Source organism: Chitinophaga sp. W2I13 (genome assembly GCF_050434005.1).
Classification (GTDB): domain Bacteria; phylum Bacteroidota; class Bacteroidia; order Chitinophagales; family Chitinophagaceae; genus Chitinophaga.
On the sequence record NZ_JBNPWD010000001.1, the window covers coordinates 1,853,453 to 1,869,186 of the forward strand.

Annotated in this window: 13 protein-coding genes; 4 read left to right on the forward strand and 9 right to left on the reverse strand. The window is 48.1% G+C overall.

All coding sequences use genetic code 11. From position 1 onward, the window contains the following. Positions 1-70: 70 nt before the first annotated feature. The 6 genes from QFZ48_RS07430 to QFZ48_RS07455 form a co-directional block, all read right to left on the reverse strand. Positions 71-1,018, reverse strand: coding sequence for a FecR family protein (locus tag QFZ48_RS07430; RefSeq protein ID WP_429061781.1), 948 nt, complete (start codon positions 1,016-1,018; stop codon positions 71-73). Between the two features lie 90 nt (positions 1,019-1,108). Continuing rightward, positions 1,109-1,663, reverse strand: a complete 555-nt coding sequence (locus QFZ48_RS07435) for an RNA polymerase sigma factor (protein WP_370910981.1) — start codon at positions 1,661-1,663, stop codon at positions 1,109-1,111. A 177-nt stretch (positions 1,664-1,840) separates the two neighbouring features. Continuing rightward, on the reverse strand, positions 1,841-2,692 hold the full coding sequence (locus QFZ48_RS07440) for a DUF4249 domain-containing protein (RefSeq protein WP_429061783.1): 852 nt from the start codon (positions 2,690-2,692) through the stop codon (positions 1,841-1,843). 10 nt (positions 2,693-2,702) lie between these two features. Further along, positions 2,703-5,345 (reverse strand): carboxypeptidase-like regulatory domain-containing protein, encoded by a 2,643-nt coding sequence (locus QFZ48_RS07445; RefSeq protein ID WP_429061785.1) that lies wholly within the window; start codon positions 5,343-5,345, stop codon positions 2,703-2,705. A gap of 50 nt (positions 5,346-5,395) precedes the next feature. Further along, on the reverse strand, positions 5,396-6,373 hold the full coding sequence (locus tag QFZ48_RS07450; RefSeq protein ID WP_429061786.1) for a FecR domain-containing protein: 978 nt from the start codon (positions 6,371-6,373) through the stop codon (positions 5,396-5,398). Between the two features lie 98 nt (positions 6,374-6,471). Continuing rightward, positions 6,472-7,002 carry an RNA polymerase sigma-70 factor gene (locus QFZ48_RS07455; protein ID WP_370910985.1) on the reverse strand — a complete coding sequence of 177 codons (531 nt, stop codon included), beginning with the start codon at positions 7,000-7,002 and terminating at the stop codon, positions 6,472-6,474. Positions 7,003-7,108: 106 nt separating this feature from the next. Here QFZ48_RS07455 and QFZ48_RS07460 point away from each other — a divergent pair, with 106 nt between their 5' ends. Beyond that, positions 7,109-8,146 carry a quinone-dependent dihydroorotate dehydrogenase gene (locus QFZ48_RS07460; protein WP_429061788.1) on the forward strand — a complete coding sequence of 346 codons (1,038 nt, stop codon included), beginning with the start codon at positions 7,109-7,111 and terminating at the stop codon, positions 8,144-8,146. Here the strand turns inward: QFZ48_RS07460 and QFZ48_RS07465 are convergent. The 3 genes from QFZ48_RS07465 to dnaB form a co-directional block, all read right to left on the reverse strand. Beyond that, positions 8,123-8,827 carry a 16S rRNA (uracil(1498)-N(3))-methyltransferase gene (locus QFZ48_RS07465; RefSeq protein ID WP_429044477.1) on the reverse strand — a complete coding sequence of 235 codons (705 nt, stop codon included), beginning with the start codon at positions 8,825-8,827 and terminating at the stop codon, positions 8,123-8,125. The two genes, QFZ48_RS07460 and QFZ48_RS07465, sit on opposite strands and share 24 nt — an antisense overlap. Positions 8,828-8,880: 53 nt before the next feature. Then, positions 8,881-10,239, reverse strand: a complete 1,359-nt coding sequence (locus QFZ48_RS07470) for an MATE family efflux transporter (RefSeq protein WP_429044475.1) — start codon at positions 10,237-10,239, stop codon at positions 8,881-8,883. 266 nt (positions 10,240-10,505) lie between these two features. After that, positions 10,506-12,074: a replicative DNA helicase gene (dnaB, locus tag QFZ48_RS07475; RefSeq protein WP_429044472.1), complete on the reverse strand. Its 1,569-nt coding sequence runs from the start codon at positions 12,072-12,074 to the stop codon at positions 10,506-10,508. A gap of 472 nt (positions 12,075-12,546) precedes the next feature. Here dnaB and pheT point away from each other — a divergent pair, with 472 nt between their 5' ends. From pheT to QFZ48_RS07490, 3 genes are read left to right on the forward strand one after another with little or no spacing between them, the layout of a single operon-like run. Beyond that, the gene (gene pheT, locus QFZ48_RS07480; protein ID WP_429061790.1) at positions 12,547-14,976 is read left to right on the forward strand and encodes a phenylalanine--tRNA ligase subunit beta; all 2,430 of its coding nucleotides are present in this window, start codon (positions 12,547-12,549) and stop codon (positions 14,974-14,976) included. Between the two features lie 9 nt (positions 14,977-14,985). Then, positions 14,986-15,294: a hypothetical protein gene (locus QFZ48_RS07485; protein WP_079469556.1), complete on the forward strand. Its 309-nt coding sequence runs from the start codon at positions 14,986-14,988 to the stop codon at positions 15,292-15,294. 17 nt (positions 15,295-15,311) lie between these two features. Continuing rightward, complete coding sequence (locus QFZ48_RS07490) at positions 15,312-15,626, forward strand: cell division protein ZapA (protein WP_429061792.1); 315 nt, start codon at positions 15,312-15,314, stop codon at positions 15,624-15,626. Positions 15,627-15,734: the final 108 nt, after the last annotated feature.

Genomic DNA, 15,734 nt, shown 5'->3' on the forward strand with positions numbered 1-15,734 from the left:
TCCTTGTACGCAAGTGGGTACTACGTACATTCATAACCGGTGTTTTAGTTTCAGTTCAGGGAATAAATATTTATTGATCTATGTTGTAATTTCCTGCGCCGGCAGGTGTTATTTTCAGCTGATGATCCGTAAGATCTTCCAGTACATTTATGATCTGCGTAATTGTTAAGTGCATGTTGAGCGATCCGCTGATTTGCCTGCCGGGCGCGCTCTTAACGTGGAACTTCACCGGGTAATAATTCTCCAGTAACATCAATGCATCCATAACGGGCATATTATCGAACACTATTTTATCCTGCTTCCAGCCATTTATATCTGGTGAGGATACAGACAACCGGGAAGAAGTATAATTATTTCTGTTAACCTGCAGTAGTTGATTGGCTGTTAAGATATCCATTACCTGGCCGCCTTTGTTAACGCTCACTTTCCCGGTATTCACCCCTATTTCCAGCAGCTGCCGGGGATAGGCCCTGATGTGAAACGAAGTGCCCAGCACCTGCACCTGCAGGCTGTCGGTGATTACGCTGAAAGGTTGTCCCGGAGCCTGGGCTATATCAAAAAAGGCTTCCCCTGATACCAGTTGTACCTGCCTGTTATCCGTAAAATGGTCCGGGTATTTCAGTACGCTATTGGCGCCCAGCCAGATCCGGCTGCTGTCGGGCAATAACAGCACTTTCTTTTCACCGATGGCCGTACGCAGTTCCAGCCAGGCGATCTTTTGGGACGACCGGTAACTCATCATCCACCAGCTGCCTATGCCCATCATCAGCAATACCGCCGCCGCTGCGGCCAGTTTCTTCCAGACAGGATATATGGCAGCCGGCTCGCCGGTACGTTGCTTTATGACCTTTAAAATGCTGCGGCGCAGCCGTTCCCGGCTACGGGCATCCTGTTCCGTTCCCGGACCGGCGTCTTCTGCCAGTGCATCCAGCCAGTGGGTAAGCAATTGCTCCTCCTCCGGAGTGGCTTTGCCTTCCAGGTATTTACCGATGAGTGCATTTATTTTTGATCGGATCAAGGTGTGGTGTTTATGACTAAGTTGCACAAACCACCCTTTTTAACTATCCGGAATCCCGGCTTAACGTTAAGGTAACATGGAGAGGGAAAATCAGAGGAACATTAACAGGCGGTTCAGCAATGGACGGGCTTTCTTGTAGGCGTTTCCGAGCTGGTTACGTACCGTTTGCTCGGCCGTGCCATGCATCATGGCTATTTCGCGGATGCTCAGCTCATCGAAGTGGTACCATTCAAATACCTGCCTTTCTTTTTCCGGTAAATGCTGGAGGTCTTGCTGGAGCTGGTTCAGAATATCTTTATGGATCAGGGAGTTAAGGGTAAGTTCGGACCGCAGCTCACTATGGGTAATAAATTTTTCGAGGTGCTTTTCTTTTAATCCGTCGTCGCGGAACTTACGCAGGATTTGCTTCCTTACCGCGCTAAACAGGTAGTAACGGATATGAGTATGCAGCTCCAGCTGCTGCCGGCGCTCCCAGATACTGGCAAACAAATCCTGTATGATATCCCGTGCATCTTCTTCACTACCCGTAACCTTTGCTGCGTAGGCATACAGCTCTTCCCAGTATGTATTGAAAATCAACTCAAAAAGCTTAAAGTCACCAGCACGTAACCGGTGAATAAGATCAATGGGGAATTGTTCAGGCATATAAATATATATATCCTAAAAATAGATCAGGTTTTTAAGATAAAAAACGGGATAACAAAAATATAGCGAAGTATTAATATAGCGCCGTAAAACGGCTTAAAGCATGCCCGTTTCTTTAAATGGCAGCGTCTTCACTGCGATATTATCTTATTTAGCTATGTTATATCACCGCGGGGATCACTGTATTTTAAAGGTCATCTTCCTGGTATTGATGCCGCCAACAATGCCATAGCCATTGGTTACATTGGTAAATACCCTTACATGGGACCCCAGGGATATCCCTGCATCTTTTTGGGCGGCGAGAGTATTGAAGTACTGGTAGGTAGTATGGGTCAGCGCACTTACCTCTACAGTCATTTCACCTGCATTCATGATGGGATCTGCTGTTTGTAAAACGAAGTTCACGGGTTTACCATTAAAGCGCTCATCATTCATGATCAGGCTGTTATAATTATCCTGGGAAAAATAGTCAACCAGGTTATTATTAAAGGCAGGGTCCAGCCTGAAAAGCAGGAAGGCGCCCTTTCCGGTGGAGGCATCGGTCATATAAATGCGGATCCGGTAATAATCCGCGGAGGCTGGCTGGTCTTTCAATGTGAACTGCACCCGGCTGCTGCTGCGCTGCGCGGTGGCATTGTATGCCACCGGGGCTTGCGGGAGTGTATCCGTAGCCGTTACCGCCTGTAACCCCGCCGCTGCCACGGCCACTTGGTATCGTTGTCCGAGCACCGCTTTCTGGCCAGACACATAGTAGGAAAGTCCTTTTATCGTTTGTACCTGCAACGGCATCACGGATGATTCATTTGTGGTAAGCGTTACGGTGGCGCCGGGAATATCCTTATACACGCCATCGTTATACACGTTGGAGGGCACGCTGCGCGTTACCCGGATATAAACCACACTATCCGGTTGTATCAGCGTGTTCACCACTATTTTATCGCCTTCATAAGGCAACTTAATTTCTTCCCGCTTTTCACATGCGCTCAATAGCATGGATAACCCGATCGTACCTACGAAAAAATATTTCATACTCATCTCTTTAAAACTTAACCGAATAAGTAATACTGGGTAATATAGGCAGGATGCTTACCCTGGACAGGTACCGCTTTTGCGCTGCCGCATCTTCACTGATATAATAGAAGTAAGGATTCTTCTGGTTATAGGCGTTAAACACGCTCAGGTTCCAGCTCCGGATCCAATATTTTTTTTGCTTACTCCAGGTAACACCCACATCGAGCCGGTGAACAGCCGCGCCCCGGTAATTGTTCCGGTTGTCGAAACGATCAATACTGCTATTACCGGTACCCGGCTCCCAGGGAGAGGAGCCCTCCGTTCCGGCATACGTGGATACCGGCAAAGTAAACGGCGTTCCACTGTTAAAATGCCAGGAGGCAGAAAGCTCCCATTGTTTTCCCAGTTGCTGTACCAGCACCAGTTCAATATCATGCCGGCGATCATATTTATAGGGATAGATATGCCCGTTATTCACGCCGGGAAACCGGCGGGTAGACCAGGCCAATGTATATGCCAGCCATCCCGTAGTGCTTCCTTTTTTCTTCTGCAACATTAATTCCGTACCATAGCTCCAGCCTTTACCTACGGTTACATTTTCATCCCACCGGGTAGCGGCAGTAGTAATGATACCGTTGGTTTCCCGGGTTTCAATCATGTTGTGCATGGATTTGAAATAACCCTCCAGTGAAAATTCATACTTCAGGTTAGCGGAAGTTTTAGCTACGCCGGCAGCCAGTTGCCGCGAAAACATAGGCGCTACATGTTGCGTGGATGGCACCCATATGTCTGTAGGCAAGGTAGTTCCATCGCCGGACAACAGGTGAATATACTGGTTCATATGTGTAAACGCCGCTTTTACCGCCCAGTTGCGGGGCAGCACGTAACGCAATCCCAGCCTGGGTTGCAGGGAGTAATAAAAACGGCCTTCCACTAAAAACGCAGATGCGTGCAAGCCTATGCTGGCAAAAAAATCAGGCCTGATCTGCCAGTCATCTTCCGCATACAACGACAATTCATAGCCCGTTACTTTCAACGAAGCATCGGCCGTATCCAATGGTATCACCTGGCTGTCCCTGTCTTCGAAACTGGAGTTGCCGGGTTTAAATTTATGTATGGTAGTGATGCCGCCAAATCGAATAGAATGGCGGGGATCCGGGCGGTAGTCAAAATCTATTCTGCCACTGTTATTCTCCATCCTCGAGTTGTATTTTCCGTATACATCCGCCTTTTCACCGGAAGCAGCCAACATATACCTATGCTCGATTTCTGTAAAAAACTCGTATTGCGAATAGTTCAGGGTTACATTGGAAAACAGCTTGGGGTTATAAATGTGGTTCCAGCGTATCGCGCCAATGGTATTGCCCCATCCAAGCCGGAACCGGATGCTTTCAGCAATGTACTTCGACGGACTGCTGAGGCGGGAAGTATCAGGCACCGTCTGTTTCAGCAACAGGTTATCTTCTCCCTTATAAAAACTAAAAAAGAGCCGGTCTTTGGATGAAAAAATATGATTCACTTTTGCATTCACATCAAAAAAGAATGCCTTAAAATCCCCATCCGGGCCTAGTGTATTATCTGATTGTAAAGCCGCCTTGATCAGCAGATCCGGATAAGAACGGCGGGCAGAAAACATGAAGGAGGTTTTGTCTTTTACGATGGGTCCCTCAATATTAAATTTAGCCGCAATGAACCCGATGGACGCGTCTCCGTGAAAGGTTTTCATATCTCCTTCTTTCATCGAAATATCTACCACGGAAGATATCCTGCCGCCAAAGCGCGCCGGGAAGGCGCCTTTATACAGGTCGGTAGTTTTTACCACGTTGGCATTCAGCATAGAGTATACGCCGAAGAAATGAGAGAAATTAAATACCGGTGTGCCGTCTATCAGCACGAGATTCTGATCAGGGCCACCGCCTCTTACATATAAACCACCGGCGCCGTCGGTGCCACCGCTTACGCCCGGAAGCGATTGCAGGGCGCGCATTACATCCACTTCACCGAGTAACCGCGGCATCGCCTGCAAATCAGACGTACTAAGATGCACCCTGCTCATCTGCGTTTGCTCCTGGAGCTTACTGCCCTCCTTTGCGCTGATCACCACCTCTTTTAAGCTGCCCAGGGGTTGCAGGTGGATGTTGATCAGCTGGTCGCCCTTAGCTTTTACCTTTTGCAGATAAGGCTTGTAGCCAATGTAAGAAATCAACAGGCTGTTGGTGTCTTTCACCGTAGTTAAACTATAAAAACCATACTGGTTGGCAGTAGTGCCCTGTTTGAGCGCAGGTGAATAAACAGTGGCCCCAATCAGGTTTTCACCACTGACCGCATCTTTGATATAACCACTGATGGTGCGGCTGCTGCGTTGCGCGGGTGATAGCACGATCTGATCGCCTACACGGGTGAAACGGATATCATCGGGAGAAAATAATTCGTCCAGTAATTTTTTAAGACGTTGCTGATGGGCGGTTAACGTAACCTTCCGGGACAAGTTGACAAGTTCCCTGCTATATGAAAAATGAATACCATATTCTTTTTCCAGTAATCCACATACTGCCTCCAGGGGCAGATCCTTTGCTACTATTGTTACTCTTGTTTGCCAGTCCCACCCGAAAACCTGTAAGGGGAAACTACATATTAATATTCCCGTCAGCAGTTTTAAGGCTAACGACATAGTATATCTGAATTGAAAGTGTGACTACAGCTTTAGTTGACGGCTAAAACCTATTTTAATTTGTATTGACGGTCGTTTACTTTTTCGTATGATGCGTTCAGCATAAGTGCCAGCGATTTCATCACCTCTTCTGTTGATTCATCTGTAAAGCTGGCCCGTACCGGCAGTTTCAGCAGGTCGGTGTCCATTACTTCTATTTTAACATCATACACCTCGGTGATCGTATGCAGTACTTCTTCAAGCGGGGTATTGTTGAACGACAACGACCGTTTACCCATATCAGTTACATGGGAAGCGATCCGGAAAGCGGGCCTGTCGTTATCCTTTTGTAATAACATACCATCGGTGAGCACTACGCTGTCTTTTTTATCATGATTAATCACCATTACCTTACCGTTGCTCACATGTACTTTCAGCGTGGCTTCGCCGGGTTGATAATTGATCATAAACCGGGTACCCAGCACTTTTACTTCGTTGTGCCCAAGTATGATCACAAAAGGGTTTTCCGCACTGCCATTTATATCAAAACTGGCCTTACCGCTGAAGGTTACTTTCCGGTTGCGGTCATTAAAGCCCCTGGCCACTTCCATTTTTGCACCTGCTGATAATTCAATCTTACTTCCGTCGCTGAGCACCGCGCTTACCGGGCCGGCATATACATAGTCCGGCTGATTACGGGTGAGAAACCACAACCCGGCGCCCAATGCAACCAGCAGTACAGCGGCAATTTTCAGCCAGGTAAAGCGGGGTTTGGACCTGATGGCAATCAATGCCGGCTTATCATCCATTTTTTCCTGGATTTGCGCCCAGGCGCTACCGGTATCGGCCGCCACTGTTTTTTCGTTGGCCGCAGCAGTATCCAGTACTTTCCCCAGCGATACCAGCAGGGCCATATTACCGGGGTCCGTTTCCCTCCATGCTTCCACCCACGCACGCTCTTCCTCATCCGCTTCATTCAGCAGATACTTGCAGAGCAAGGTATACAGCGCCTCATCGGGCAGTGCCTCGTTAGGAAAAGATGGTGTCATCAGTTGTTGTAAGTTTTTACAGTCGTCGCCCTTCGGGCGGTAATATATTAATAAGACGCACGCGAAATACAGATGCCCCTATGCGCCCGGAAATATTTTTAGAACAGGAATCCTGTCAGTAACGGCAGGTACTCCTTCAACTCCTGGTGGAGGATCTTCAGGGCCTTGCCCATCTGATTTTCCACCGTTTTTACAGAAATATTCATCGCTTCCGCTATTTCTGCATATTTCATATGCTGCTGGCGGCTGAGGATAAACACTTCGCGGCAGCGCTCCGGCAACTTTTCCAAGGCCACCCGGTACAACCGCTCCAGCTCCTTCACTTCTTCCCCCGCGCCAACCGTTGTTTCTGTTATTTTCCCATACCCATTCTCCTTTTCCGAGCGCACAACATCCTTTCGCCACTGGCTGATGGCGGTATTACGGATGGCAGAAAACAAATATGCTTTTACCGGGCCTGTAATAGTGATAGTGTCCCTTTTTTCCCACAACCGCAGGAATACCTGTTGTACTATTTCCTCCGCTACATGGGTATCCCCGGTGTAGTGAGTGGCAAAGGCCAGGCAATGAGCATGGTTTTCCTTAAATAATGCTTCAAATGTTTGGAGCTCCAGCATGATGAAGGGCAAATATAGGAAGGATTTTCACTTACGCGAATTTTGTCTTACTCCAAACCACACAAAATTCGCCCCCTGTCTTGCTCCCAATCGCGTAATGCTTATCTTTGTTCCCGCAATGTACAACCTGATTAAAAATTTCCTTTTCCGCTATCCGCCGGAAAGTATTCACCACAGCGTTATGCGTGGTATGAAAACAATTTATTCGCTGCCACTTGGCAAGAATATCCTGAACGCCTTTTGCGGAGTAAAAACCCCGGGCCTGGAACGTGAAATATTCGGACTTACCTTTTCTAATCCCGTGGGCTTAGCGGCAGGTTTCGATAAAGATGCAAAGTACATTGATGAACTGGCCTGCCTGGGTTTTGGTTTTGTGGAGATAGGTACCGTAACGCCGCTCCCACAGCCGGGTAATGAACTCCCGCGGTTATTCCGCCTGCCGGAAGATAAAGCCCTCATTAACCGCATGGGCTTTAATAACGAAGGAGCTGTGGCTGCCGCAAAAAGACTGCAACGCAAAAGATCCAATATTATAGTAGGCGGGAACATCGGGAAAAATAAAGTGACCCCGAATGAAGAAGCTGTCAGCGATTATGAAAAGTGTTTTCATGCGCTGTATGATGTGGTAGACTATTTCGTGGTAAATGTCAGCTCTCCCAACACGCCAAACCTCCGCGCCTTACAGGAGAAAGAGCCGTTGAAACAACTGCTGCATCACCTGCAGGTACTGAATGCCCAGAAAGTAAAACCAAAACCCATCTTACTTAAAATAGCACCCGACCTCACTACCGAGCAACTGGATGATATTATTGAAATAATAAAAGAAACAAAACTCGCCGGCATTGTAGCCACCAATACCACTATCAGCCGGGCCGGATTAAAAACACCGGCAGCGGAAGTAAATGATATCGGCGCCGGTGGACTCAGCGGTTTACCTGTAAAAAAGAAAGCCACAGAAGTGATCCGCTATATCCATACGCATAGCCAGGGCAGCATTCCCATTATCGCTGTGGGCGGTATTTTCACCGCGGAAGATGCGCAGGAAAAACTGGATGCCGGCGCATCGCTGGTGCAGGTGTATACCGGGTTCATTTATGAGGGCCCAACGATCGTGAAAAAGATCTGCGCGGGCTTACGCCCAACTGGCATTCATTAGTGTTACCGCCACCATACCGGCCGTTTCCGTACGCAGGCGGGTATCTCCCAGCGATACGGGTATATAGCCTTCGTCCAGCGCCAGCTTTATTTCTTCCGGTGTAAAATCACCTTCAGGGCCTATCAGTATAATGCTATCCTTTGCAGGCTGCATCACTTGCTGCAACGGGGTTTTCTGCTCCGGCAAACAATGCGCAATCAGCCGCTGCGGATCTTTATTATTTTTCACCAGCTTTTCAAAAGCCTGTGGTTCCTGCAATTCCGGTAAGTAAAACTGCTGCGATTGCAGCATAGCCGACACCAGGATATTCTGCAATCTCTCCGCCTTCATCTTTTCTTTCTCCGTACGCTGGCTTACCAGCGGAATGATCGTTTGAATGCCTATCTCTGTGGCCTTTTCCAGGAACCATTCTATCCGGGATGCATTTTTTGTAAAGGAGATAGCGATCCGCAATGCCCGCGCAGGCGCCGGCATCGTTTCAGAAGAAACAATCTTTACTACACATTTCTTGCGGTTATCATCGGTGATCACCGCGGTGATCTTATGCCCGCGGCCATCTGCCAGCAACACCTCATCGCCCTTTTCATGACGAAGCACCTGGATACAATATTTGGAAGTATCCTCATTCATGGTATACACTGCGGCATCCTGCTGTATTTCCGGCGCGTAAAAAACTGACATATATTTTTGATTATCCTGATGTGCGAAGATAGTATACAGAGATGATATGGATTTTATCCGGCAGATGATATCCGTAGTTTCCTGGTTTTAACCTGGAAACGCACAAACAACAGCACAGAAGCCACCAGTAAGCCCAGCAGCAACGCCCACCACACGCCTTCCACGCCATAATTCAATTTGATACCCAACAGGTAACCCAAAGGAATCCCCAGCACCCAGTAAGCTAACAACGTTATCACGGTAGGAATACGCACGTCGCCCAGGCCGCGCAAAATACCAAGTCCCACCACCTGCATACCATCAAACAACTGGAAGAAAGCCGCAATGATCAGCAGGCGGGAAGCTATCTGGATTACCTGCGGGTCCTGGATATAAAATGACGGCAACAGCTGATTACCCAGCGTAAACAACAGGGCAGCGGCTCCCATCAGCAGCAGCACCATATGATAACTGGCGATGGCGGATAAACGCAGCGCCCCGAAATCTTTCTTCCCAAAATTATTCCCGCTTTTGATACCCGCTGCCGCGGAGATACCGCTGGCCATCATGTAGGTCATGGCAGCAAGGCTCAACGCTATCTGGTGCGCCGCCAGTTCTGCCGCTCCCATCCAGCCCACCATCACAGCCGCGCCACTGAAGGCGCTTACTTCAAACAGGTATTGCAGCGCCACCGGCGTACCGATGCCCAGGATCTTTTTAATGGCGGCTGCCTTCAGGTTCTTAAACCCGAACGATTGCAGGTATGGTTTGAAGCGGGGCGCACGCAGCACATAAAACGCCATCGTAATTCCCATAATAAGGCGGTCGGTAAAAGTGGCGATCCCCACGCCGATCACACCCATCCTGGGCAATCCGAACAGGCCGTACACCAACGTAATCCCTATCAGGATATTCAGCACATTCCCGATGATACTGATATTCATAGCCTGGCGGGTAAACCCAAGCCCTTCGGCAAACTGCTTGAAGGAAAGGAACAGCATCAGCGGAATAAAGGAAAATCCCAGGAAACGCAGAAAGGGCCGGGCCTGATCTGCCACATCCCCTTCCTGGTGCAGGAAAGATAAATGGGCGCTGCCAAAATAAATAACGGCAGACAGCACCACACCCACCACCATATTGATAATAAGACTATGACTCAGTAAATGCCCGATGGCGCCTTTGTTGCCACGCCCGTTTTCCTGTGCAATCAACGGGGTTAGTCCGTACGACATACCAATACCGGCCACCATAAATACGGAAAACAAGCCATTGCCCAGGGATACTGCTGCCAGCGGCACCTTCCCGGTATGACCAATGATAATACTATCTGATAATGCTACTAATGTATGCCCCAGTTGGGAAATAACTACGGGGTAGGCTAAACTGAAATTGTCTTTGTAATGACCTTTGTACTTTAAATACAGTTGTTTCATTGATTGTTCTGTTATGCGGATTTTGTCTTTCCCAGGATTACGCTGATTATACTGATTACCTGGATTGATTTTTTGGGATTTTTTAAGGATTTGGAGAGATATAAGCGATATATTCCGCTTACATCTCTCCAAATCCTTAAAAAATCAAAAGTGATCAAATCAAAGTAATCAGTATAATCAACGTAATCCTGAGTAAGACAACCTCCGCGTATAAAAAAAGCCGGCGATCATTTCGATGCCGGCTTTTAGCAATATCTTTTTATGCGCTAAAATGGTGCATCTTCAAATCCTTCATCGAAGTTCATGTCGTTCATTTTGGATCCCTTCTGTATGTACAGCTTCGCTTCATCGTTGCCGCCGCCACCTTGTTGCGGACGGTTCATGCCTGCGTAGGGATTGCCGCCACCGGGGTTTTCCAGGCTGCCATCATCTTCAAAGCGCTGATATTCCAGTACGGCTCTCAATTTGATGGTATCCAGCTGACCATTACGGTGCTTGGCTATACGAACGTGGGTTTCACCTTTATTGGATTCGCCCATTTCATTGGTGTTGATTTCATAATATTCAGGACGGTACAGGAACATTACCATGTCCGCATCCTGCTCGATGGCTCCGGATTCACGGAGATCACTCAGCTGCGGCATTTTGTTACCGTCTTTACGTTTTTCCACATCACGGCTCAACTGCGAGAGGGCGATTACCGGTACCTGTAACTCTTTTGCCAGTCCTTTCAGATCGCGGGAAATCTTACTGATTTCCTGCTCACGGTTGGAACCTTTACCATCGCTGCTGCCGCTCATGAGCTGGAGGTAGTCGATGATGATAACGCCTACGCCGTGGTTATGTACCAGCCTGCGGCATTTGGCGCGCAGTTCAAAGATGTTGAGGGCCGGGGTATCGTCAATGAAGATGGGAGCTTTTGCCAGGCGTTCGATACCATGGGTCATCAGCTTCTTCATTTCATATTCTTCCAGCTTACCGCGGGAAATTTTTTCCAGCTTTATTTCTGACTCGGCCGAGAGGATACGTTGTACAATCTGGCCGGACGACATTTCCAAAGAGAATACCGCTGCTCCTTTAGGGAAGCGGGGGTGGAGGGCCGCGTTACGCGCGAGGTTCAGCGCAAAGGCGGTTTTACCCACAGATGGACGGGCAGCGATGATGATCAGATCTGTGGACTGCCAGCCATAGGTTACTTTGTCCAGTGAAGGGAACCCGGACGGTACCCCGGTAATATCATCTCCTTTATTCCGCAGGTCCTCGATGCGTTTCATGGTGTTCACCAGTACGCGGTCGATGGAATCGTAGTTTTTACGGAGGTGATTATTTGTTACTTCAAATAGCTTTGATTCGGCGCTGTCGAGCAGGTCAAACACATCCGCAGTGTCTTCATAAGACTCTGTGAGGATTTCCCCCGAAATGCGGATCAGTTCCCGCTGGATAAATTTCTGGAGGATGATGCGGGCATGCGCTTCGATATTTGCAGAAGACACCACCATGTTGGTGAGCTTCATCACGGTAAATGGTCCGCCGATTTGTTCCAGTGAGCCCATGGATTTCAGCTCTTCTGTTACGGTGAGGATATCCACCGGCATCGACTTACCCGCCAGGCGGGTCATGGCACTAAAAATAATCTGGTGAGCTTCCACATAGAAACACTCCCCTTTCAATATCTCGATAACGGTGTCAAATGCACCTTTTTCCAGCATTACGGCTCCCAAAACAGCTTCTTCCAATTCTTTAGCCTGTGGTGGTATCTTGCCATACACCAAGGATGACACATCAATGGACGGTTTTCTGCGCACATTGCGGTCCTTCTTAAGATTGAGATCCATTTATGGTTAGTGTATTAAAAAAAGTTAATAAAAGGTTACTGTCAATGGGCCTTTCCTGTTGTTTTTACAATCGATATCTGCATTTTCCCGCATTCTATAGGGGTCATAGCTACGTTAAGAAATTGTAAACTTTTTCAAGCCGTACAAACTAAGGTAAAGGCATTTTTCCGATTAATACCCTCTCCTTCGTTATTAAATTTATTAAGCCTCATACACAGGTTATCCACAAGCAAAATGTCAGTTATCCACTGACAGCGCTATGGTTATCCACCAAAACACAGAAAATTCCCTGGCAAAGGTCCGATTATTCACACACATTGTGTAAAAAGATTTTCCACATCCTGCAAAAATACAGCACTGTAGCGATTTTGGGCTATTTTTAATTTCAAAGAATCAAAGCAGATAAGCCGCAAAGCCCGAAAATCAATTCTAGTTGTTAACTTTACGCCACTTATATAAACCGAGCAGATAAATGACGATTTCATACAACTGGCTATGTGATTATTTACCGGTGAAGCCTACACCGGAGGAACTGTCTACCATTTTAACCAGAATAGGCCTGGAGGTAGAAAGCCTGGAGAAATTTGAAGCAGTAAAGGGAAGTCTGGCTGGATTAGTAATCGGAGAAGTACTGACGGCAGAAAAACACCCCAACGCAGACAAGCTGAAACTCACCACCGTTAACATTGGCAACGGCGAGCCCCTGCACATCGTTTGCGGCGCTCCCAACGTGGCACCCGGACAAAAAGTAGTAGTGGCGCCCATCGGCACCACCATTTACCCGCTGAGTGGCGAACCGCTGACCATGAAAAAAGCAAAGATCCGTGGAGAAGAAAGCCAGGGAATGATTTGCGCGGAAGACGAAATCGGGCTGGGTAGCAGTCACGACGGCATCCTGGTGCTGGACGCCTCCCTGCAGCCAGGCACTCCTGCCAGTGAAGTCTTTAAACCCGCACAGGATTGCATCTTCGAAATAGGTCTTACCCCCAACCGCATGGACGCCATGAGCCATATTGGCGTGGCCAAAGATGTTTGCGCATTCCTTAATAATTTAGAACATACGCATAAATACCAGGTACAGCTGCCTGAAATAAAGGCCCTGCCCAAAGCAGATGCGCCTTTAGCCATCAGCGTTACCATCGAAAATACAGATGCCTGCCCCCGGTACAGCGGTATTTCAATCACCGGCGTACAGGTGGCGCCATCCCCCGAATGGCTGAAAGCCAGGCTCACCGCCATTGGCGTTCGTCCTATCAATAACATTGTGGATATCACCAATTTCATCCTGCATGAAACCGGTCAGCCACTGCACGCATTTGATGCGGCAGCGGTAAAAGGCAATGCCATCGTGGTGAAAAACCTCCCGCAGGGAACGCCCTTTGTTACATTGGATGAGAAGGAAAGAAAACTGGATGCCACCGACCTGATGATCTGCAACGGCGCCGGCGAAGGCATGTGCATAGCAGGCGTATTCGGCGGATTGCACTCCGGCGTAACCGATACCACCCACAACATTTTCCTGGAAAGCGCCTTTTTCAGCGCCGGTGGCATCCGTACCACGTCGTTCCGTCATGGTTTACGCACCGATGCGGCCACCCGTTTTGAAAAAGGAGTGGATATCTCTAACGTTGTGTTTGCCCTGCAACGTGCGGCAGACCTGATCTGTGAGCTCAGCGGCGGAAAAGCAGCATCGGAGATCATCGATGTATATCCGGCTGTAAAAGTAAAAACGCAGGTGGAAACTACGTATAGCTATATCCGTAAACTCAGCGGCGGCAACTATCCCGGCGATAAGATCAAAAACATCCTGCGCAGCCTGGGCTTCGACATCCTGTCGGAAACCACCGAAGGACTCCGCGTAGCCGTGCCCTTCAGCAAACCGGATATCAGCCTGCCGGCCGACCTGGTGGAGGAAGTAATGCGCATCGATGGCCTCGATAATATAGAAATACCATCTAAAATAGCGATTTCCCCTGCCCTCTCCGCCCAACCGGACGCTGAAAGGGTAAAGGAGAAGATTGCAGACTATCTCGCCGGCAACGGGTTCAACGAAATATTCACCAACTCCATTACTAACAGTAAATACTATACGCCGGAAGTGCTGGAGCATGCCGTGAAGATGATGAACAGTCTTACCGTGGAACTGGACATCATGCGCCCGTCCATGCTGGAAACCGGCCTGGAAAGCATTGCCCATAACCTGAACCGCAAAAACGAAGACCTCCTGTTCTTCGAATTTGGTAAAACCTACCAGGTGCTGGAAAAAGGCTATGGCGAAAATAATCACCTGGTATTATATCTCACCGGTAAAAAAACAGCGGAAACCTGGATGCACAAATCCAACCCGGTAGACTTTTACTTCCTGAAGGGTTTTGTGATCAATATCCTGCAGCAACTGGGTTATAAGCAGTTCACCTGGGCGGAAAGCACCGAAGAGGGCCTGCAGCCCTCCTGGGATATCAAGATAAAAAACCAGGTGGTGGTGACACTGGGAGGCGTGCCCACAGCTAAACTGAAGCAATTCGATATCCGTCAGCCCGTATGGTTTGCTACCTTCAACTGGGATAAAATACTGGGACTCTTGCAAAAAAGTGATAACTTTTACAAGGAAATTCCGAAATTCCAGGCCGTTAGAAGGGATCTGGCACTGGTGCTCGACAAACAGGTTAAGTTTGCCGCCGTGGAAACAGCCGCACGCAGCGTGAAATCGGGCCTGTTACAACAGGTAAATCTGTTCGATGTATTTGAGAGCGAAAAACTGGGTACTGATAAGAAGTCTTACGCCGTGAGCTTTACCTTCCTGGACGCTCAGAAAACACTTACAGATAAAGAAATTGACAGTGTAATGGACAAACTTATCAAAACGTTTGAAACACAGTTACAGGCGGAGATAAGAAAATAAGTAAATGAAATGGTGCTCGAGCAATACATTCAACGTGTAGAAGAAAAATTGCACCTGCTGGTAAAAAAGCTCCAGCAGGTGCAGGCTGAGAATGCATTGCTGAAAGAAGAAGTGAGCATACAGCAACGGGAGCTGCAACAGCAGCAACAGGCGGTACAGGGACTGGAGGAAAGACTGCAACTGATGAAAATTGCATCTACCGCCCAGGGAGGTACCACCATAGCAGCAGAAGACGAAGCGTTCAAAAAAGAGATCCGGGGCAAAATCAATGATTACATTAAAGAAATTGACCGTTGTATCGCTTTGCTGAACAGCTGAATTAAAAATCATACATCATGGAGCAACTCATTCCTGTTAATATTATCGTAGCAGACCGCTCTTACCGGATCAAGATAAAACCGGAAGAAGAAGCGGAAGTACGTCGTATTATGAAAGAAGTGAATGAGAAGATCGTCGATTTTAAAACTGCCTATGCAGGGAAAGACCTGCAGGACTATATCGCTATGGCCCTTATCATGTACGCCACGCACCCTGTAACCAGCGGCGGTAAAGCCCAGGCTAGCACTGCGGCCTTTTTTGCAGGAGAAGCTGGAAAAGCTGGAAGAAATTATCAACCAGGCATTGGGTTGATCACGTTACCCATTGCTTAACAATGAATTAGCTAATTGGCTAATTATCACGTATCAAACACGCTTTAACTGCTATTTTTTTGTATTTTCGCGGGTCAGTTCTCGCCCCTGTCGTGTTTTAGCAGCGAT